Raw genomic sequence first — 20477 nt, forward strand, 5'->3', positions numbered from 1 at the left:
TCACGTCACGCGGCCGCGCCGTCCTCCTCCGCGATCCGCGCCGGCGAGCCGTCCCGTTCCTCGAACTGCGTCCGGTACAGCTCCGCGTAGCGTCCGTCCGCCGCCAGCAGTTCCTCGTGGGTGCCGCGTTCCACGACCCGTCCGCCCTCGACGACCAGGATCAGGTCGGCGGAACGCACGGTGGAGAGCCGGTGGGCGATCACGACCGCGGTGCGGTCCTCCAGGGCCTCGGCCAGGGCCTCCTGGACCGCGGCCTCGGAGGTGTTGTCGAGGTGCGCGGTGGCCTCGTCGAGGATCACGACCCGCTGACGGGCCAGCAGCAGGCGGGCGATGGTCATGCGCTGGCGTTCGCCGCCCGAGAGGCGGTAGCCGCGTTCGCCGACGACGGTGTCCAGGCCGTCGGGCAGGGAGCGGACCAGTTCGTCGAGGCGGGAGCGGCGCAGCGCGTCCCACAGTTCGGGCTCGGTCGCCTCCGGGCGGGCGAGGAGGAGGTTGGCGCGGACGGAGTCGTGGAAGAGGTGGCCGTCCTGCGTCACCATGCCGAGCGTGGCGCGCAGGGAGCCGGCGCTCAGGTCGCGCACGTCCACCCCGCCGACCCTGACGGCGCCCCCGTCGACGTCGTACAGCCGCGGCAGCAGCTGCGCGATGGTCGACTTGCCGGCGCCGGAGGAGCCGACGAGGGCGACGGTCCGGCCGGGTTCGGCGCGGAAGGAGATGCCGTGCAGGACCTCGTCGCCGCCGCGGGTGTCGAGGGAGGCGACCTCCTCCAGGGAGGCGAGGGAGACCTTGTCGGCGGACGGATAGCCGAAGCGGACGTCGTCGAACTCGACGGCGACCGGGCCCTCGGGGACCTCGCGGGCGTCCGGCTTCTCCTCGATGAGCGGCTGGAGGTCGAGCACCTCGAAGACGCGCTCGAAGCTGACCAGCGCGCTCATCACCTCGACGCGGGCGCCGGCGAGCGCGGTGAGCGGGGCGTACATCCGGGTCAGCAGGAGGGCCAGGGAGACGACGGCGCCCGGCTCCAGGGTGCCGCGCAGGGCGAACCAGCCGCCGAGGCCGTAGACCAGGGCGAGGGCCAGGGAGGAGACCAGGGTCAGCGCGGTCATGAACACCGACTGGGCCGTGGCCGTGCGCACCCCGATGTCGGCGACGCGGCGGGCGCGGGCCGCGAACTCCGCCGACTCCTCCTCGGGGCGCCCGAACAGCTTGACCAGCGTGGCGCCCGGCGCGGAGAAGCGCTCGGTCATCCGGGTGCCCATCGCCGCGTTCAGGGTCGCGGCCTCCCGCTGCATCCGCGCCATCCGGCTGCCCATGCGCCGGGCGGGGACGACGAACAGCGGGAGCAGGACCAGCGCGAGCAGGGTGATCTGCCAGGACAGGGTGACCATGACGGCGAGCGTGAGCACCAGTGTGACGACGTTGCTGACCACTCCGGACAGGGTGTTGCTGAACGCGCGCTGGGCGCCGATGACGTCGTTGTTGAGTCGGGAGACCAGCGCTCCCGTACGAGTGCGTGTGAAGAACGCGACCGGCATCCGCTGCACATGATCGAACACAGCCGTGCGCAGATCGAGGATGAGTCCCTCCCCGAGCGTCGCCGAGAGTCTTCTGCCGAGGATGCCCAGCGCCGCCTCGGCCACCGCGATCAGCGCGATGAGCAGCGCGAGGCGGACGACCGTGCCCTGGTCGCCCCGCGACACGATCGCGTCGACGACATGTCCGGCGAGCACGGGGGTCGCCACGGCGAGCAGGGCGGTCACCACCCCGAGGAGCACGAACTGGGCGATACGGGCGCGGTGCGGTCGGGCAAACGCGGCGATGCGGCGCAGCGTGGCGCGCGCCACGGGTCGCCGTTCCTGCTGGGCGGTCATGACACTGTGCAGCTGTGTCCACGCCGTGGTCTCCATGCTCATGGGAGAGAACGTAGAACCTCGAGCGTTGTTGAGGTCAACCTTTCCGTCGTATCGTCCCCTGCCCCGAAGGACCCCATGGCCCTGCCTCCCCAGCCGCTTTCCGTCCGTAAGACGTTGTCCGCGATTCCGCAACCCGCAGTTGGCGCGGTGCGGAGACCCTCTTCAGATGTGACTGCGGTTCAACTTCCCCAAGGCCCCCTCACTCCGGGACGGTTCCCCCGTCGCGTCCCGGTCCGCCAGATCCTGTGCCTTCTTCCGCTCCTGCTGGTCACCGTCGTCGCCGTGCAGCACCGGGACGTGCTCGTGGAGGGCTTCGGCCATCTGCGGTCGGCCGAGTGGCCGTGGCTGCTGGCCGCGGCCGGTGCCACCTGTCTGACCTGGGTGGCGGCCGCGTTCACCCGGCAGGGCGCGGTCGTCGACCGGCTGCCCAGGCGGCGGCTGCTCGCGACGCAGTTCGCCGCGGGCTCGGCCAACCATCTGCTGCCGACCGGCCTCGGCGCGGGGGCGGTCAATCTGCGTTTCATGACGGTGTGCGGCATCCCGCTGGCCCGTTCCTCCGCCGCGCTGGCCCTGTACCTGCTGGCCGAGTCGGTCACCCGGGTGGGTCTGCTGCTCGTCCTGCTGGTCGCGTTCCCCGACGCGCTGCGCTTCGGCGATCTGCTCCCGAACGGCTCGGCGGCTCCCCTGCTGCTGACCGTCGGCGCGGTCGCGGTCGTCGCCGTGACGGTCCTCGCCCTCGTACGACGGCTGCGGACCACCGTCCTGACCTTCCTGCGGACCGCTCTGGGCGAACTGCGCTCGGTGCACACCCGCCCGTGCCGCGCGCTCGCCCTGTGGGGCGGCTCGCTCGCCTTCCCCTCCCTGCAGGCGGCCGGTCTCGTCCTGGTGGGCATGTCCCTGGGGCTGCCGGTGCCGCCCGTGCACATGGCGGTGGCCTACCTCGCGGCGACGGTCGCGGTGGCCCTGGTACCCACCCCGGGCGGGCTCGGCTCGGTGGAGGCGGCGCTGATCGTGGCCCTGGTCGCGGCGGGCGCACCGGCGGCCGTGGCGACGGCGGTGGTCCTGGCCTACCGGATCATCACGGTGTGGCTGCCCCTGGTACCGGGGGCACTGACCCTGGGCGCGCTGGTACGCCTGAAGGTGATCTGAGCAGCGCCCGGGCCGCACGTCGGCGGTCTGTCCGGATCCGTACGGTACGGCCCTTCGCGCGGGGCGAACTCCTCTGCCGGATAAGGCAGGATGAGCGGTTGCACATCCTGGACTTGGAGGTAGTCGGTGAACCGAGCGCTCACCGTGGACGATCTGGTCATCGCCGCAGTCGCGCTGGTGGCGGGGCTGTTGGCGGCATTCTTGCTGCGCGTACTGATGCGGTGGCTGGGCAAGCACGCCGGCCGGACACGTTGGAGCGGTGACGACGTCATCGTGGACGCGCTGCGGACGGTGGTGCCGTGGGCGGCGTTCCTCGGCGGTGCGGCCTCCGCGGGCGGGGTGCTCCCGCTGACGAGGACCGTCCAGAAACACGTCAACCAGTCGCTGACCGTCGTCCTCATCCTCGTGGTGACGCTGACGGCGGCGCGGGTGATCGCCGGTCTGGTACGGACCGTCACCCAGTCCCGCTCCGGGGTCGCCGGGTCGGCCACGATCTTCGTGAACATCACCCGGGTCCTGGTGCTGGCACTCGGCTTCCTGGTGGTGCTGCAGACGCTCGGCATCTCCATAGCCCCGATGCTCACCGCCCTCGGTGTCGGCGGTCTGGCGGTCGCGCTGGCCCTGCAGGACACCCTCGCCAACCTCTTCGCGGGCGTCCACATCCTGGCGTCCAAGACCGTGCAGCCCGGCGACTACATCCGGCTCAGCAGCGGCGAGGAGGGGTACGTCGAGGACATCAACTGGCGTCAGACCACGGTCCGCGCCCTCTCCAACAACCTGGTCGTCATCCCCAACGGGCAGCTCGCCAAGGCGAACATGACCAACTTCATGCGCCCCGAGCAGCAGTTGACCATCCTGGTCCAGGTGGGCGTCGGCTACGACAGCGACCTGGAGCACGTCGAGCGGGTCACCCTGGAGGTGGTCTCCGACGTGATGACCGGGGTCAGCGGGGCCGTACCGGAGCACGAGCCGGCGATCCGCTTCCACACCTTCGGCGACTCCCGGATCGGCTTCACGGTGATCCTGGGCGTGGGCGAGTTCAGCGACCAGTTCCGCATCAAGCACGAGTTCGTCAAGCAACTGCACCGGCGCTACCGAGAGGAGGGCATCCGCATCCCGGCGCCGACGCGGACGGTGGCGCTGCAGCAGGGCTCGGTGTCGATCCCGCAGCAGCGCGGCCCGCAGGAGGTGGGCGACGCGAACGTCGCCCACCTGGAGTGACCTACAGGGTCGCCGAGTTGTCGTGGTACCCGCCCGTCCGCCGGCGCGGCGCGAGCGAGGAGCTGACCGGCGTGACCGTCCAGTCCGGGTGACCGGGCATCCGGGGGGTCTTCGTGCCGTAGAGCCAGTCCCGCAGGAAGCCGGACAGGTCCTGGCCGGAGACCTCCGAGGCGACGGCGATGTAGTCCTGCGTCGTCGCCGAGGAGTTGCGGTGACGGTCCAGGAAGCACCGCTCGACGGCGTGGAAGACGTCCTCCCCGACGAGCTGACGCAGCGCGTACAGCACCAGGACGCCGCCCGTGTAGCGCTGGCTGTCGAAGAGGTTGACCGCGTTCGGGGCCGCGACCGGGCCCGAGTCGTGCCGCCACTGGTCGCCGAGGCCGTACGTGTACTTCATCCGGTCCTCGAAGGTGCTGTAGCCGAGCGAGTCGGTCCAGCCGCGCTCGTAGCGGTACAGCAGCCCGTAGAAGTCCGCGTGGCCCTCGTTCAGCCACAGGTCGGCCCAGGTCGCGGGGCTGACGAGGTTGCCGAACCAGGAGTGGACCAGCTCGTGCATCATGTGCGAGCCGATCTTCTTCTCCTCCTGGAGCAGGAAGTTCGGCTTGTACAGGGTGAGGGTCTGGGTCTCCAGGCCGGTGAAGTCGAAGGCCGCCGGGTCGTCGGAGTTGCAGGGCAGCAGTCCGTACGTCTCGAAGGGGAACGCGCCGAGGCGCTGTTCGAGCCAGCCGACGAGGCCGGGGGTGAGCGCGAGGGCGGGCTCCAGGGCGTCGGCGCGGGCGGCCGGCACGACGTCCCGCAGGGGCAGTCCGTTGGGCCCCTGGCGCTCCTTGACGACGTAGTCGCCGACGGTGATCTGCACCAGCTCGGTCGCCATCGGCTCACGGGAGCGGTACGTGTACGCGGTCCGGCCGTCGGTGAGAGTCTCGGTGCCGGTCGCCAGGCCGTTCGCGACTCCGCGCAGACCGGCCGGGACGGTGACGCGGAAGGTGAAGTCCGCCTTGTCCGAAGGGTGGTCGTTGCAGGGGAAGACGGTGTGCGCGGAGTTCGGCTGCGGGCAGATCGCGAAGCCGTCCGGGGTGACGACCCAGGCGGTGTGCGCCGGCGGGCGGCGCGGATCGGCGCCGTACTCGACACAGATCGTCACCCGGGCCCGCGCGGGCAGCGGGCGGGCGGGGGTGATGCGCAGCTTCTCGTCCGCCTGCTCGAAGGCGGCGGGGCGGCCGGCGACGCGGACGGAGCGTATGTCCAGGCCGAGGGCGTCCAGGGAGAGGCGGGTGAGGGCCTGGATGGTGCGGATGCGCAGGGTCACCGTGGCGTCGACGAGCCGGGTCGTGGCGTCGTAGGCGAGGTCGAGGTGGTAGGCGGCGACGCGGTAGCCGTCATTGCCGAGGCTCGGGAAGACGGGGTCGCCGAGGGTCTCGGGGCCCGGGGAGCCCTTGTCCTTCTCGGCGGCCTGGGCGGTTCCCCCCACGGTCAGTGCCGCGGCCGTGCCGATCAGAGCGGCCGCGGGAGCCGTCACTCGGGTGCGATATCTCATGGTCAGCTTTCGCTCGGGCGGCCGGTCGGTCGGTTCCGGCCGTCGACGATCAGATGCGATCAAGTGCACGATCTACATCCATGACCCGGGATGCGACGCATTGGTTGCACGGACCCCTGTCGAGCCGGCCTCGGTCACGAGATATCTTGATGTCGAGCAATGTTGCAGACGTGGAGCGGAGCACCCGGTGACTGACTCGACCATCATCTATACGCACACTGACGAGGCCCCGGCCCTGGCGACGTATTCCTTCCTGCCGGTGGTCCAGGCGTACGCCTCGCAGGCGGGTGTCTCCGTGGAGACGCGGGACATCTCGCTGGCCGGGCGGATCATCGCCGTGTTCCCGGAGTACCTGGCCGAGGACCAGCGCATCCCGGACGCCCTGCACGAGCTGGGCGAGCTGGCCAAGACGCCCGCGGCCAACATCATCAAGCTGCCGAACATCTCGGCGTCCATCCCGCAGCTGAAGGCCGCCGTCGCCGAGCTGCAGGCCCAGGGCTACGCGCTGCCGAACTACCCGGACGACCCGAAGACCGACGAGGAGCGGGAGATCCAGGCCCGCTACGACAAGGTCAAGGGCTCCGCCGTGAACCCGGTCCTGCGCGAGGGCAACTCCGACCGCCGCGCCCCCGCCTCGGTCAAGAACTACGCCAAGACCCACCCGCACCGCATGGGCGCCTGGTCGGCCGAGTCCAAGACCAACGTGGCGACCATGGGCGAGAGCGACTTCCGCTCCACCGAGAAGTCCGTCGTGATCTCCGAGGCCGGCGCGCTGCGGATCGAGCTGGCCGCCGAGGACGGCACCACCACCGTGCTGCGCGAGTCGGTACCGGTCCTCGAGGGCGAGGTCGTCGACGCCTCCGTGCTGCACGTGGCCGCGCTGCGCGAGTTCCTCACCGCGCAGATCGCCCGCGCCAAGGCCGAGGACGTGCTGTTCTCGGTGCACCTGAAGGCCACCATGATGAAGGTCTCCGACCCGATCATCTTCGGTCACGTGGTGCGCACGTTCTTCCCGAAGACCTTCGAGCAGTACGGCGCCGCGCTCGCCGCCGCCGGTCTGTCCCCGAACGACGGTCTGGGCGGCATCCTCAAGGGCCTGGACGCCCTGCCCGAGGGCGACGCGATCAAGGCGTCCTTCGAGGCGGAGCTCGCCGAGGGCCCGGCGCTGGCCATGGTCGACTCCGACAAGGGCATCACCAACCTGCACGTCCCCTCCGACGTCATCGTCGACGCCTCGATGCCGGCCATGATCCGCACCTCCGGCCACATGTGGGGCCCGGACGGCCAGGAGGCCGACACCATCGCGGTTCTGCCGGACTCCTCCTACGCCGGCGTCTACCAGGCCGTGATCGACGACTGCCGGGCCAACGGCGCCTACGACCCGTCCACCATGGGCTCGGTCCCGAACGTGGGCCTGATGGCGCAGAAGGCCGAGGAGTACGGCTCCCACGACAAGACCTTCGAGATCAAGGCCGCCGGCACGGTCCGACTGGTCGACCAGGGCGGCAACGTCCTGATCGAGCAGCCGGTCGCCGCGGGCGACATCTTCCGTGCCTGCCAGACCAAGGACGCCCCGATCAAGGACTGGGTGAAGCTCGCCGTCACCCGCGCCCGCGCCACCGGCGACCCGGCCGTCTTCTGGCTGGACGAGACCCGCGCGCACGACGCCAACCTGATCGCCAAGATCAACGCCTACCTGCCGGAGCACGACACCGAGGGCCTGGACATCCGCATCCTCGCCCCCGTCGAGGCCACCAAGCTGTCGGTGGAGCGCATCCGCCGCGGCGAGGACACCATCTCCGTCACCGGCAACGTCCTGCGTGACTACCTCACCGACCTCTTCCCCATCCTGGAGCTGGGCACCAGCGCCAAGATGCTGTCGGTCGTCCCGCTGATGGCGGGCGGCGGCCTGTTCGAGACGGGCGCCGGCGGCTCCGCGCCCAAGCACGTCCAGCAGCTGGTCAAGGAGAACTACCTGCGCTGGGACTCCCTCGGTGAGTTCTTCGCGCTGGTGCCCTCCTTCGAGCAGTACGCCACGGCCACCGGCAACGCCCGCGCCAAGGTCCTGGCCGACACCCTCGACCGCGCCACGGCGACCTTCCTCAACGAGGACAAGTCCCCGACCCGGCGCGTCGGCGGCATCGACAACCGCGGCAGCCACTTCTACCTGTCCCTGTACTGGGCGCAGGAGCTGGCGCGGCAGACCGACGACGCCGAGCTCGCCAAGGCCTTCCAGCCGCTCGCCGAGACGCTCGCCGCGGGCGAGCAGAAGATCGTCGAGGAGCTGAACGCCGTCCAGGGCAACCCGGCGGACATCGGCGGCTACTACCAGCCCGACCCGGCGAAGGCCGCCGCGGTCATGCGCCCCTCTGCCACCTGGAACGAGGCCCTGGCCTCCCTGAGCTGACCCGAGGGGCCCGACGGGCCCCTCGGCGGCTTCCCTGCCCCGGCCGGCACACTGCCCGGCCGGGGCAGCGCCATGTCACCAACGGCCCAGCGCGACGCGCGGACGGCGTCCCGTGCCGGTGTACTCGACAGGGGGAACCGAACCAAGGAGGCATCGCCATGGCTGTCGTGTTGTCCATGCGCTGGGCGGGAGTCACACCCGAGCAGTACGACGCCGTACGGGACACCGTGCGCTGGGAGGAAGAGGTACCGGAGGGCGCCGTCCTGCACGCGGCCTGGTTCGACGAGGGCGCCATGTACGTCACCGACGTGTGGAACGCCCAGTCGGACTTCGAGCGGTTCTTCGCCGAGCGGCTGGCAGCCGCCGTCAAGGAGGCCGGGATCGTCGGCGAGCCCGAGACCCGGTTCTCCCCCCTTCACCGCCGTTTCGTCGCCCCCGGGGTCAGCGGCGCCGCCTGACCGCCCACCGGACGCCCGGACCCGTCTCTCCCGCCACTCGGCCATCTCCGCGCGATCGCGCGAGGTGGCCGAGTTCCGTCGTTCGTGAAGTCTGTATGTCAGGCGGAACGCGCCGCTGTTCCGCCGTGACCTCGTGTGGTTCTCTCGTCGCATGACGGTGCTCGTGACCCGACGCCACGTGGACTACGTGCGTGTCACCACCACTTCTTGTCGTGCCGTGAGCTGACGCTCCCCTCCGGCCGATCACCCTCCCTCCCCGCCGTGCCGAGCCGTGTCCGCACGCGTACTCCGGCGCGCCCCTCCGCACGAGGAGCACCACCATGAGCCAGCCCATCGACTCCGTCACCGCCGGTCACACGCCCGAGGAAGCGCCCGCCGGGCCGGACGGCTCGGCCTGGTCGTTCGAGACCAAGCAGATCCACGCCGGGGCCGCACCGGACCCGACGACGGGCGCCCGGGCGACGCCGATCTACCAGACGACGTCCTTCGTCTTCCGCGACACGCAGCACGCCGCCGACCTGTTCTCGCTCGCCGAGCCCGGCAACATCTACACCCGCATCCACAACCCCACCCAGGACGTCTTCGAGCAGCGGATCGCCGCGCTGGAGGGCGGGGTCGCCGCCGTCGCGCTGTCCTCCGGACAGGCCGCGGAGACACTGGCGATCCTGACGCTGGCGAGCTCGGGCGACCACATCGTCTCCAGCACGTCCCTGTACGGCGGCACCTACAACCTCTTCCGGCACACGCTGCCGAAGCTGGGCATCGAGGTGTCCTTCGTCGACGACCCGGACGACCTCGAGTCCTGGCGCGCGGCGATCCGCCCAGGCACGAAGGCGCTTTTCGCGGAGACGCTGGGCAACCCGCGCGGCAACGTCCTCGACGTACGGGGCGTCGCCGACGTCGCGCACGAGTCCGGTATCCCGCTGATCGTGGACAACACCGTCCCGACCCCCTTCCTGCTGCAGCCCATCGAGCACGGCGCGGACATCGTGGTGCACTCGGCGACCAAGTTCCTCGGCGGGCACGGCACCGCGATCGCCGGTGTGGTGGTGGACGGCGGCACCTTCGACTTCGGCGCGCACGCCGACCGCTTCCCCGACTTCACCGAGCCCGACCCCAGCTACCACGGCCTGCGGTACTGGCCTGCGCTCGGCCCCGGCGCCTTCGCCGTCAAACTGCGCGTGCAACTGCTGCGCGACCTCGGCCCCGCGCTCTCCCCGCACTCCGCGTTCCTGCTGCTGCAGGGCGTCGAGACGCTCAGCCTGCGCATCGAACGGCACTCCGCCAACGCACAGGCCCTCGCGGAGTGGCTGGAGCAGCGCGACGAGGTCTCCGCCGTCCACTACCCGGGCCTGGAGTCCAGTCCGTGGTACGAGGCGGGGCGGACGTACCTGCCGCGCGGCGCCGGTGCCATCGTCTCCTTCGAGCTGCGGGACGGCGTCGAGGCGGGCAAACGGTTCGTGGACGCGGTCGAGCTGTTCAGCCACCTCGCCAACATCGGTGACGTGCGCAGCCTGATCATCCACCCGGCCTCCACGACCCACAGTCAGCTGGACGAACAGCAGTTGGCGGCGACCGGCACCGCACCGGGGCTGGTGCGGCTGTCGGTCGGCATCGAGAACCTCGCCGACCTCAAGGCCGATCTGGAGGCCGGTTTCCGCGCGGCCAAGGGCGCGGCGTCCTGAACGCCGTACCGGTACCCGAGGCACCTCTCCCGCCGGCCACCGGGGCCTGGCGGGAGGAGGACCCGCCCGGCCGGCGTCGGTGGTACACGGCCGAGAAGCCCCTGCCGCTGGAGGCGGGCGGTGAACTGCCCGGCGTACGGCTGGCGTTCGAGACCTGGGGGCACCTGGCGCCGGACCGTTCCAACGCCGTCCTCGTCCTGCACGCCCTCACCGGCGACAGCCATGCCGCCGGCCCCGCCGGGCCCGGTCATCCGACGCCCGGCTGGTGGGACGGACTGGTCGGGCCCGGCCTGGCCCTGGACACCGACCGCTGGTTCGTCGTCGCCCCGAACGTCCTGGGCGGCTGCCAGGGCAGTACGGGGCCCTCCTCCGCGCGCCACGAGGGGCGTGGACGTTGGGGTGGCGCCTTTCCCTTCCTGACCCAGCGGGACCAGGTGACCGCCGAGGCGGGGCTGGCCGACAAACTCGGCATCGACCGGTGGGCGCTGGTCGTCGGCGGTTCGATGGGCGGGATGCGTGCCGTGGAGTGGTCGGTGTCGTACCCGGAGCGGACCGGTGCGCTGCTGCTGCTCGCCACGACCGGGGCGGCGAGCGCCGAGCAGATCGCCTGGGCGAACATCCAGTTGCACGCCATCCGCAGCGACCCGCACTGGCACGGCGGCGACTACCACGACACCGGTCACGGCCCGTACGCCGGCCTCGGGCTCGCCCGCCGCCTCGCCCACGTCACCTACCGCAGCGAGCCGGAACTGCGGATCCGCTTCGGCCGTACGCCCCAGGGCACCGAGGACCCTTTCGGCGGCGGCCGCTACCAGGTCGAGTCGTATCTCGACCATCACGCCGCCAAGCTGGTACGGCGCTTCGACGCGGGCAGCTATGTCGTGCTGTCGGAGGCCATGAACGCCCACGACGTGGGCCGCGGCCGCGGTGGCCTGCGGGCCGCGCTCGGCCGGGTCACCGCCCCCACCCTGGTCGCCGGCGTCGACTCCGACCGCCTCTACCCGCTCGCCCAGCAGGCGGAGCTGGCCGCGCTGATCCCGTCCGCGGACCGGCTGCGGATCATCGAGTCGCCGTACGGGCACGACGGGTTCCTGATCGAGACGGCGCAGGTCGCCGCGCTGGTCCGCACCCTGCTGACCGGTTGAGTTCCAGCCCGGGCCGGGTGGGCAGTGGCCACCCGCTTCACCACTCACGCGTCGCGATCAGCTCCTCCACGTCCGCGTCGTCGAAGCCGTAGGCCTGGGCGATGAACCAGAAGTCGCCGCCTATCTCCTCCCGGGCCACCGTCTCGATCTCGCTGTCCGCCGCCTCGAACTCGGCCTCCAGCGCGTTGAACTCCTCGGTGGCCGCCTGCGTCAGGGCGTACAGCGCGGCCAGGTCGGCGGGCCGCTCGGCCTCGATGCGTTCGCACAGGGCGACCAGCACCGCCCGGCCCTTGTCGAGGACGTGGTCCGGGAAGTACTCGTCCTCGTACAGGACCTCCAGGAACGGACGGGACGCGGCCTTCTCGTTGCTGATGGGCATGGGTGCTCCCCCGAGTTCGTGCTCGTCGATGTGGCACCTTTGATGCTGCCACGCCCCACTGACAACGCCCTCTGACACCGCCCACCGACAACGCCCGCCGACAACGCCCGCCGACAACGCCCGCTGGAGCAGCCCGTGCCCGGTCCCGCCGCCCCGTTCGACCTCCTGCCCGGTGCCGCCGACTCCCCCGTGATCCTCCATGTGCCGCACTCCGCACGGGAGATACCGGCCGAGGTGCGCGCGGGCATCGTGCTGGACGACGCGGCGCTGGAGCGGGAGCTGGACCACATCACGGACGCGCACACGGCGGAACTGGCCGAGGCGGCGGCGCGGTTGGCGGGGACGGCCCCCTGGCGGTTCGTCAACCGGCTCTCGCGGCTGGTCGTCGACCCCGAACGCTTCCCGGACGAGCGGGAGGAGATGCTGGCCGCCGGGATGGGCGCGGTCTACACGCGCACCACGCATCAGGAGGCACTGCGGCCCGCCGACACCGACCCCGAGCCGCTCGTCGAGCGTTACTTCAGGCCGTACGCGCGGGCCATGGCGGACGCCGTGGCCGACCGTCTGGCGAGCACCGGACGGGCCGTCGTCGTCGACGTGCACTCCTACCCCAGCACGGCGCTGCCGTACGAACTGCGCGGCGCCGGACCGCGACCGCCGGTCTGTCTCGGCACCGACTCCTTCCACACGCCGCCCGGTCTTCTGGCGGCCGCGCGGGAGGCGTTCGCGGCATGCGGGGAGACCGGGCTGGACAGCCCCTTCAGCGGGACGTACGTACCGCTGGAGTTCTACGGCACGGACGTCCGGGTCGGCGCGCTGATGGTGGAGATCCGGCGGGACACGTATATGACCGAGCCGGGCGGACCGGCGGGCCCCGGCCTCGACCGGCTGGCCTCCGCGCTGGCCACCCTGGTCGAGACCCTGCCCGTCACGTGGTGAGGGCAGGATCCGGGGCGTGCGTCAGGCCGTGAGCCAGTCGGTGACGAGGACTCCCTCGTCGGTGCGCAGACGCAGGGCGAACGGGCCGGCCGGGGACTCCTCGTAGACGAAGCGGCCCATGGCGTCGGTCGTCAGGGGCGCCGCGGCCCGCAGGCCCCTGAGCACCTCGACCCGGGCGGTCTGCGGCGGCAGCACCTGCCCCATCAGGCCCTGGGCGCTCAGCTCCACGTCGACGGTCAGCCCGCCCGCGTGGAAGGTCAGCATGCGCGGCACGTCCACGGCTCCCCGCACCGGGATGGCGTCGACCACGGAGTCGAACGTCAGCTCGGCGATCTTGGCGTCGAGGTCGTGCAGGACGAAGGCCTCCACGGCGATCTGCCGCAGTTCGGCCGGGAGCGGGTCGAGGATCGCCGCGCCCCGGCGCAACTCCTCCTCCAGCAGATCGAGCCCCAGGTCCTCTCCGTCGAACGATTCCTCGCCGAACGATCCGTCGTCGAGCGGTTCCTCGCCGTCGAACGGTTCCTCGCCGTTCAGGTCACCCATGTCCCTCACACCGCCCCCCGTGCTTCGAGTCGCGCCCGCAGGCGCCGCAGACAGCGCTGGCGCAGCGGGCCGATGCTGCCCACGGCGATCCCGAGGGCCGCGGACACCTCCTGGTAGCTGGGCGGCGGCGAGGCCATCAGGACGCGCAGCAACTGCCTGCACCGCTCGCCCAGTTCCTCGAACTCCTGCCACAGGTGCCGGATGCGCTCGGTCTGGGCGTCGGCCTCCTCCAGATCGAGTAACGACTGCTCGGGCGTACGGTCCTCGCTGACCCGGTCGAGCAGCTGGGGATCGTCCGTCGGAGTGAGCCGCCGCATGTTCTTGAGCACCTTCAGGCACTCGTGCCGCGCGGTGCTCGCCAGCCAGGAACCGGCCTTGTCGGGTTCGCGGATGCGCCCCAGATGCTGGGCAAAACGGAACCACGCGGTCTGGTACACCTCGTGCGCGTCGGCGTCCGAGAGCCGGTGCGAGCGCACGACGGACCACACCAGTGGGCTCAGCCCCTCCACGAGCGCCTTCCAGGCCGCCGCGTCGCCGTCGACGGCGGACCTGACCTGCGCGCCGACATCTCCTCGTTCCACGGCCCCACTCCTCGTGTACGGCCTGTCATCGTACGCCGTGGAGGGGGAGGTTCCGCACCTCATGCGGGAGCGGCGAGCAGCGTGACCGGCGACGGGCGCCAACCCGCCGGGAGCAGCGCCGGAGCGTGTGCCCCGCGCACTTCCGCGTAGGTGGTGTTCCCGGCCAGCAACTGGGTGCGGGCCACGCGCGGGTCGCTCTCCTTGTTGGCGGTCATGTAGGCGGCGACGAGCCCGGCGGCCACCGGGGTGGCGAAGGAGGTGCCGCTCCAGTGCGCGAAGCCCTCGAACATCACCTGGTCGGCCTTGCCGGGAGTGGGCGCGCCCGTCTCGCTGAGCACTCCGGTGTGGCGCGGGTACTGGCAGGTGCAGGCGTAGGTGAAGCCGTAGCGGCAGGCGTCGTAGGTGGTGTGCTGGTAGACGTACGGCACGGGCGCGTCGAAGCCGGTCAGGGTGCTGGTGAGACGCTCCCCGGGGGCGTACGCGTTCACCCACGCGCCGTGGTTGGTGAAGCACGCGCCGAACTCGCCGTCGCTGCGCAGGGCACCGACCGACAGCACCGAGTCCTGGTAGTCGGGCAGGGAGGCGTAGGCGGCGGGCCAGAAGGGGGTGGCGCTGGAGTTGTTGCCGGCCGCCGCGACCAGCAGGGTGCGCTGCCCGCGCAGTTCCCGCATGAAGCTCTCCACGCCCAGCAGGCCGTCGGTGCGTCCGTTGGAGGTGCCGGCGGAGAGGCTGATGATGTCCGGCCAGCCGTTCGCGTCGACGGCGTCGAACAGCCGCTGGCCGAACTCGGACTCCAGGACGGCACCGGCGTCGTTGAGGGTGCTGCGGACCGTGATGTCCGTGTTGGGCGCGACAGCCGCCACGAGTCCGGCGATGAAGGTGCCGTGGCCGACGTACTGCAGCAGGTTGCCCGCGCTGTCGGTCTCGGTGCCGTGCAGGTCGCCCTGGACGTGGGCGAGCAGCGGGACCAGCCCGTAGTCGTGCGTGAGGCCGTTGTCGACGACCAGGACGCCCACGGCACTGTCGGGGTCGTGGGGCAGCTCGGTGGGGACCGGGTTGGTGCCCTGGGTGAGCGGGGAGGGCACGGGCTCGTCGCCCGGGCAGGAGTTGACCGCGATGGACACCACGTGGTTGCGGCTGACCAGCCGGCGTCCGGCGCGGCCCTCGTGCTCGCGCATCGAGCGCAGGGCGTGCGCCACCGCCCGGTCACCGCGCCGGTCGCCGTGGCCGGGGTCGCCGACCTGGATGCGGGTGACGCCCGAGCGGTTGCTCTGCGGGCCCGCCCGGCGCACCTGGTCGCCGCTCAGACCGGTGGCCGCCGTGAAGTGGTCGCGCACGGTGTCCTCGACGAGCCGCGCCTCCTCGCCGTCCCGGGCGAGGACCACGCCCTTCTCGTAGATGAACTCCGCCGCGTCGTCCGGCCCCAGCGCGAGGGGGACGTCGGGCATGGAACGCTGGATCTGGTCGAACTGTTCGTGGAATCGCTGTGGTGCCATGGCGTGTCCTCCCCCTTGAGGCGACTGTCGTCAGTTCAGAGTCGCCGGGCCGTTCATTGATACAGCTGATACAGCGCCAAAACGGTGTCGGGTGCAACCAGGGCCACTACCATCCGTGGGGTGACAGCGGGAAGCGACTCGGTTCTCGAACTGCTGCCGATGGTGTTCGCCGCCCCGAACGAGGCCCTGGCGCGCGCCCGGGGCGTGCTGGAGGACGACCCGTCGCCGTGGCACGCCTCCGTGGCGCACCAGGCGATCGGGATCTGGCAGCGGGACTGGGGCGACCTCAGGCTTGCCCTGCACCATCTGCGTCGCGCCCGTGATCTCGCCGTGCGCGCGGAGTCCCCGGACCGGGAGGCCGACGTCCTGGCCGCGCTCGGCGTCGCGCTGATCCATGCCGGCCGCACCCGGCAGGGCCTGGAAGCCCTGGAGCGGGGTGTCGCCGTCAGCAGCGGGCACACCCGCGCTCGGGTGCTCTTCCGCCGCGCCTACGCCTCCTGGGTGCTGGGCCGGCACCGCGAGGCACTGGAGGACGTACGGCGGGCGATTCCCGTGCTCCGACAGGTCGACGACGTCATCTGGACGGCGCGGGCGCTGACCCTGCGGGCCACCGTGCATCTGGCGCTCGGCGCCGTGGACCGGGCGGACGCCGACTTCGCGGCGGCCGAGGAGCTGTGGGACACCACCGGCCAGGACCACGACAAGGCGGACGTCGTGGAGAGCCGGGGTCTCGCCGCCTTCCGGCAGGGTGACGTGCCGGTCGCGCTGCGGCTGCTCGACGAGGCCGAGGAGCGGTACGCCAAGCTCGGCACGCCGTCGTTCATGCTCTCCATCCGGCGCTGCGAGGTGCTGATGGCGGCCGGACTCGCCCCGGAGGCGCTCGCCGTGGCCGACGCGGCGATCGGGGTGATCGACGGCATCGGCGGGCAGTCCACCCGCAAGGCGGAGTTGCTGCTGGTCGCGGCCCGGGCGGCCCGCCTCGCGGGTGACGCCAACACCGCGATCGCCCGCGCCGCGCTGGCGGTGCGGCTGTTCGCCGGGCAGCGGCGGCCCTGGTGGGAGACGCACGCCCGGCTGGTGCTGATCGAGGCACGGCTGTCCGCGGGCCGCGCCTCGGGACGCCTGGTCGCGGACGCGGCAGCGGTCGCCGAACGACTCGCCTCCTTCGGCGCGCCGGCCGCACCCGAGGCCTCCCTGCTGGCGGGCCGTATCGCGCTGTCGCTGGACTGGACGCAGGACGCGGAACGGCATCTGGCCGTCGCCGCGCGCAGCCGGCACAGCGGGCCGCCGCTGGCCCGGATGACCGGGTGGGCGGCGCAGGCGCTGCGGGCCCGGGTCGCCGGTTCCCGGCGGGGCGTCCTGGAGGCGTGCCGGCGCGGACTCGACGTGCTCGACGACCACCGGATGACGCTGGGCGCCTCGGAGCTGCGGGCCCGCGCCACCGCGCAGGGCGCGGAACTGGCCGCGCTGGCCCAGCGGGTCAGCCTGGACTCCGGCGAGCCGCGCCGGCTGCTGATGTGGAGCGAGCGCTGGCGGGCCACCGCCCTGTCCACCCCGCCCGCCCGGCCGCCGGCCGATCCGGAGCTGCTCGGCCAGCTGACCGCCTTCCGGGAGATCGCCGCGCGCGCGGAGGAGGCCCGAGGCGGCGGCCGTCCCGTTCCGGCCCTGGAGCGCGAACAGCGGCGCCTGGAACGGGAGATCCGCTCGCGCACCCTGCACATGCGCGGTGACAGGCCCGGCGCCGAGGACCGCTTCGACCCCGGCCGGCTGCTGGACCGGCTGGGCGGGACACGGCTGGTGGAGCTCGCCGTGCTGGACGGCCGGGTGCAGGTGCTGCTGTGCGGGGACGGACGGGTACGGCGGTTCGAGGCGGGGCTGCTCGCGGACGCCGAGGCCGAGGCGGAGCACGTGCAGGCGGGGCTGCGGCGGCTGGCCCATCCCGGCGCGGAGGCGCGGCTGCCGCTGGTGGAGGCCATGGGACGGCGCCTTGAGGAGCTCCTGCTCGGCCCGGCCGCGGCGCATCTGGGCTCGGGGCCCGTCGTGGTCGTACCCCCGGGCCGGCTGCACCGTGTGCCCTGGGCGCTGCTGCCTGCGCTGCGGGAACGGGTGCTCAGTGTGTCGCCGTCGGCGAGCGGCTGGCTGCGGGCGCGGGAGACCGCGCCGCCACCCCGGGACCGCCATGTGCTGGTGCGGGGGCCGGGGCTGGCGACCGGTGGGGCGGAGGTGCCCGAACTCGCCGACCGGTACGGCAGGCCGACGCTGCTGGAGCACGAGGACGCGCGCGTGCCGCGGGTGTTGGAGGAGTTGGACGGGGCCGCGCTCGCGCACATCGCCGCGCACGGCACCTTCCGCGCCGACAGTCCGCTGTTCTCCTCGCTGCGGATGGCCGACGGGCCGCTGATCGTCCATGACTTCGAGCGGCTGGACCGCAGCCCGTACCGGATCATCCTGTCCAGCTGCGACACCGCCCGGCTCGCCGCGGTGGGCGCCGACGAACTGCTCGGCCTGGTCACCGCGCTGCTGCCGCTGGGCACGGCCGGGGTGGTGGCGAGCAGCGCGCCGGTCAACGACCACGCGGTGGTGCCGCTGATGCTGGCACTGCACAAGGGCCTCGCCGACGGGCTGTCCCTGGCGGAGGCGCTGCGGGACGCGCGGGCCGCGCTGCCGGACGACGCCCTGCACCAGGCGACGGGGTGGGCGTTCACGGCCTTCGGGGCGGCATGAGGACGGCGGGGGGTTCCCCTGCCGTGGGCGCGGTGGCTCAGGCACCATGATCGTGTGACATACGCGGTGACTGTGGACGTGCACCTCGCTCGGGGTGCCCAGGAACTCGACGCCCTGCAGCGCGAGGGTGCGATCTTCCTGCTGCGCAAGGGCCTCGACTCGATCGAGGCCATCGAGGGTCCCGACGGGATGCAGGTAGACCTGACGGACGACTTCATCGCCGTCCATCCCGAAGGAGCCCTGCTGAAGCTCTTCGTCGACGCGCCGGCGCTGGAGTTCGCGGAGGACGCGGCGCGGGAGGTCGTCGCGGAACTGCTGGAGCGCAGTGAGTTGCTGGCCGACTGGGAGATCACTCGGTGCGAGGTGGATCTGCACCCCGATCTGCTCCAGGAGAGCCTCGACGCGGCCGACGGCCCGGACGCGCCGCCGACCGACCCTGCCGAACGCGCGCGCCGGCACGCGGAGTTCGAACCCGCCGTCTCGCCGTCCCGTCTGGACGAGGCCGAGATCGAGGAGATGCGCACCCGACTGCGCTCGCTCGCCCCGGGCCTGCGGGCCTTCCCGCTGTCGGCCTTCGGTTGTGCCGACGAGAAGGGGACCGTCGGTCGCGAGGCGGCCGAGGTCGCGGCCGGCGCCCTCGTCCACGCGGTCGACCTCCTCGTCGACCAGTTGTTCACGGACCTGGCGGGGCTGGAGGAGGAGGGCCCGACCGTCGCCGAGAGCGACGCTCCGTTCATGATCCTCGACGACCTGCCGTCGCAGTTCGCCCTCCAGTACACGGTTCTGTTCGCTCGCCGTCTGATCGTCACGGCGATCACCATGACCGGACGCCTCGCCCAGCCGCACTTCGGTGAACTGAGCTGTGTCGCCGAGGAGTTGCTGATGAAGTTCCTCCTCGCCCAGGCGGAGGTGACGGCCGACCTGCACGGTCTGCTCACCGACGAGGTCAGCGCGGCCCTGGAGATCTTCACCGCCACCGTGTGCGAGGACCTCGACCACGAGTGGCTGTACGAGCCGGCCACGGACGGCCTCGGAGTGAACGACTGGTTCATCCCGTTCAACGACGACCGCCAGGTACACCCGTACGCCGCGCACGACGGCGAGGACCACGCTTAGACCACCGGCCACGGCCCGAACACCGGTCACGGCCGGATGACCGCATGAGGTGGCGGCCTGACCCCTCCCCCGAATACCGGGGGTCAGACCGCCTGTTCAGGGGGCTCAGGCCGTCTCCGTGTCGGGGAGGTCCATGAGCCACGGGAGTGCCGAGCGGTCGTTCGCACCGAGGCGGGCGTAGGCGCCGTAGAGATGGTTGCCGACCGTGCGGATGGAAAGGGTCAGGCGTTCGGCGATCTGGCGGTTGCTCAGGCCCGCCGCCGCGAGGGTGACGATCTGCCGCTGGCGGGCGGTCAGTTCGCCCAGGACCAGGCCGGACAGGGCCGGGGTGCGGGCACCCTGGCAGCGGCGGGCCAGGGCGACAGCACGCGTGCGTGACGTGCGCGCGGCGTGCGGGTCGCGGTGGGCCCGTACCGCCTGGGCCCGCGCCTCCGCGGCGAAGAGCAGGAAGCCGCGCTCCTCCAGCGCCTCGGCCGCGCGGTCCAGGCCCGGTCCGTCGGCCTGCGCCAGCGCCTCCGCGTGCCGGGCGAGCACCCCGCCCGCCGGAAGGCGGTCGGCGACCTTCTCCGGGACGCCGAGCCGGACGGCGTCGTAGAGGCCGTAGGCGTCCTCCGCCCCGTACGCCTCCAGGGCCGCCCCCTCCACGTCCCCCCTGGCCACCGCCAGCCAGGCGGCGGCCCCGTCCAGGGCCGGCTGTCCCGTCAGGACCCGCTCGGCGGTGGCCGTGTCCCCCGACTGCGCGGCGGCCAGGGCGAGTTCGGTACGGCAGGAGGCGTCGCCCGGCGCCTCCCGCAGTCCCTCCCTCGCCCAGGCCGCCGCCTCCCGCAGCTCCCCCCGAAGCCGCGAGAACCGCGCGCGTACGGCCGCGTGGCCGGGCGGCACCGGCACGCCCTCCTGGGCGAGCCACTCCCCCACGGGTGCCGGCAGCGCGCGCACATCGGTCTGTTCGATCCCCCGGGTCAACGCCGCCCGCTCCGCGGCGAGCGCCGGCGCGCACTGCTCCGGCGTGCGGGGCAGGCGCCGGGCCCGCAGCCCGCCGGGCGCGGCCCGCCGCCCCCGGGGTGTCGTCCGGTGGACTGCCCCCGGGTCGGGCGCCGGCGCCGCGCCCCCCCCCCGCGCCCGTGCCGGGAAGGGCGATCAGCGGTACGCCCGCGTCGGGGTCTCGCTCGATGAGGGCCGCCGGG

Annotated in this window: 15 protein-coding genes and 1 pseudogene; 9 read left to right on the plus strand and 7 right to left on the minus strand. The window is 72.4% G+C overall.

Annotation, left to right across the window (positions count from 1 at the left end):
• Positions 1-5: 5 nt before the first annotated feature.
• Entirely contained in the window at positions 6-1907 is a 1902-nt protein-coding gene (locus ABZ453_RS24750) for an ABC transporter ATP-binding protein (RefSeq protein WP_359017797.1), read from the minus strand.
• 174 nt (positions 1908-2081) lie between these two features.
• On the opposite strand from ABZ453_RS24750, the gene ABZ453_RS24755 reads away from it, so the two are divergent.
• Both ABZ453_RS24755 and ABZ453_RS24760 read left to right on the plus strand, forming a co-directional pair.
• On the plus strand, positions 2082-3062 hold the full coding sequence (locus ABZ453_RS24755) for a lysylphosphatidylglycerol synthase transmembrane domain-containing protein (protein WP_359017762.1): 981 nt from the start codon (positions 2082-2084) through the stop codon (positions 3060-3062).
• Positions 3063-3188: 126 nt separating this feature from the next.
• Complete coding sequence (locus tag ABZ453_RS24760; protein WP_359017764.1) at positions 3189-4283, plus strand: mechanosensitive ion channel family protein; 1095 nt, start codon at positions 3189-3191, stop codon at positions 4281-4283.
• Position 4284: 1 nt separating this feature from the next.
• Here the strand turns inward: ABZ453_RS24760 and ABZ453_RS24765 are convergent, their stop codons facing one another.
• Positions 4285-5820 carry a M1 family metallopeptidase gene (locus ABZ453_RS24765; protein ID WP_359017766.1) on the minus strand — a complete coding sequence of 512 codons (1536 nt, stop codon included), beginning with the start codon at positions 5818-5820 and terminating at the stop codon, positions 4285-4287.
• A 187-nt stretch (positions 5821-6007) separates the two neighbouring features.
• On the opposite strand from ABZ453_RS24765, the gene ABZ453_RS24770 reads away from it, so the two are divergent.
• The 4 genes from ABZ453_RS24770 to ABZ453_RS24785 all read left to right on the plus strand — a co-directional run bounded on the left by ABZ453_RS24770 (position 6008) and on the right by ABZ453_RS24785 (position 11515).
• Positions 6008-8227: an NADP-dependent isocitrate dehydrogenase gene (locus ABZ453_RS24770; protein WP_359017768.1), complete on the plus strand. Its 2220-nt coding sequence runs from the start codon at positions 6008-6010 to the stop codon at positions 8225-8227.
• Positions 8228-8385: 158 nt separating this feature from the next.
• Positions 8386-8685 carry a hypothetical protein gene (locus ABZ453_RS24775; RefSeq protein ID WP_359017770.1) on the plus strand — a complete coding sequence of 100 codons (300 nt, stop codon included), beginning with the start codon at positions 8386-8388 and terminating at the stop codon, positions 8683-8685.
• Positions 8686-9005: 320 nt separating this feature from the next.
• Positions 9006-10370: a bifunctional o-acetylhomoserine/o-acetylserine sulfhydrylase gene (locus ABZ453_RS24780; protein WP_359017772.1), complete on the plus strand. Its 1365-nt coding sequence runs from the start codon at positions 9006-9008 to the stop codon at positions 10368-10370.
• Complete coding sequence (locus tag ABZ453_RS24785) at positions 10367-11515, plus strand: homoserine O-acetyltransferase (RefSeq protein ID WP_359017799.1); 1149 nt, start codon at positions 10367-10369, stop codon at positions 11513-11515. The genes ABZ453_RS24780 and ABZ453_RS24785 overlap by 4 nt, the downstream gene beginning before the upstream one ends.
• A 37-nt stretch (positions 11516-11552) precedes the next feature.
• Here ABZ453_RS24785 and ABZ453_RS24790 read toward each other — a convergent pair whose 3' ends face one another.
• On the minus strand, positions 11553-11894 hold the full coding sequence (locus ABZ453_RS24790) for a DUF5713 family protein (protein WP_359017774.1): 342 nt from the start codon (positions 11892-11894) through the stop codon (positions 11553-11555).
• Positions 11895-12029: 135 nt separating this feature from the next.
• Between ABZ453_RS24790 and ABZ453_RS24795 the strand changes: the two genes are divergently transcribed.
• Entirely contained in the window at positions 12030-12833 is an 804-nt protein-coding gene (locus tag ABZ453_RS24795) for an N-formylglutamate amidohydrolase (RefSeq protein ID WP_359017776.1), read from the plus strand.
• 21 nt (positions 12834-12854) lie between these two features.
• On the opposite strand, the gene ABZ453_RS24800 is transcribed toward ABZ453_RS24795, so the two are convergent.
• The 3 genes from ABZ453_RS24800 to ABZ453_RS24810 are packed head-to-tail and all read right to left on the minus strand — an operon-like array spanning position 12855 to position 15453.
• Positions 12855-13376: a hypothetical protein gene (locus ABZ453_RS24800; protein WP_359017778.1), complete on the minus strand. Its 522-nt coding sequence runs from the start codon at positions 13374-13376 to the stop codon at positions 12855-12857.
• A 5-nt stretch (positions 13377-13381) separates the two neighbouring features.
• The gene (locus ABZ453_RS24805; protein ID WP_359017780.1) at positions 13382-13957 is read right to left on the minus strand and encodes a sigma-70 family RNA polymerase sigma factor; all 576 of its coding nucleotides are present in this window, start codon (positions 13955-13957) and stop codon (positions 13382-13384) included.
• Positions 13958-14016: 59 nt separating this feature from the next.
• Complete coding sequence (locus tag ABZ453_RS24810) at positions 14017-15453, minus strand: S8/S53 family peptidase (RefSeq protein ID WP_359017782.1); 1437 nt, start codon at positions 15451-15453, stop codon at positions 14017-14019.
• A gap of 159 nt (positions 15454-15612) precedes the next feature.
• Here ABZ453_RS24810 and ABZ453_RS24815 point away from each other — a divergent pair, with 159 nt between their 5' ends.
• On the plus strand, positions 15613-18177 hold the full coding sequence (locus ABZ453_RS24815; protein ID WP_359017801.1) for a CHAT domain-containing tetratricopeptide repeat protein: 2565 nt from the start codon (positions 15613-15615) through the stop codon (positions 18175-18177).
• 54 nt (positions 18178-18231) lie between these two features.
• Positions 18232-19293 carry a hypothetical protein gene (locus ABZ453_RS24820; protein WP_359017784.1) on the plus strand — a complete coding sequence of 354 codons (1062 nt, stop codon included), beginning with the start codon at positions 18232-18234 and terminating at the stop codon, positions 19291-19293.
• A 105-nt stretch (positions 19294-19398) separates the two neighbouring features.
• Here ABZ453_RS24820 and ABZ453_RS24825 read toward each other — a convergent pair.
• Positions 19399-20343, minus strand: a pseudogene (locus tag ABZ453_RS24825) (LuxR C-terminal-related transcriptional regulator); the annotation flags it as partial.
• Positions 20344-20477: the final 134 nt, after the last annotated feature.

This window comes from Streptomyces sp. NPDC005799 (assembly GCF_040630525.1).
In the GTDB taxonomy this organism is placed as follows: domain Bacteria; phylum Actinomycetota; class Actinomycetes; order Streptomycetales; family Streptomycetaceae; genus Streptomyces; species Streptomyces griseorubiginosus_B.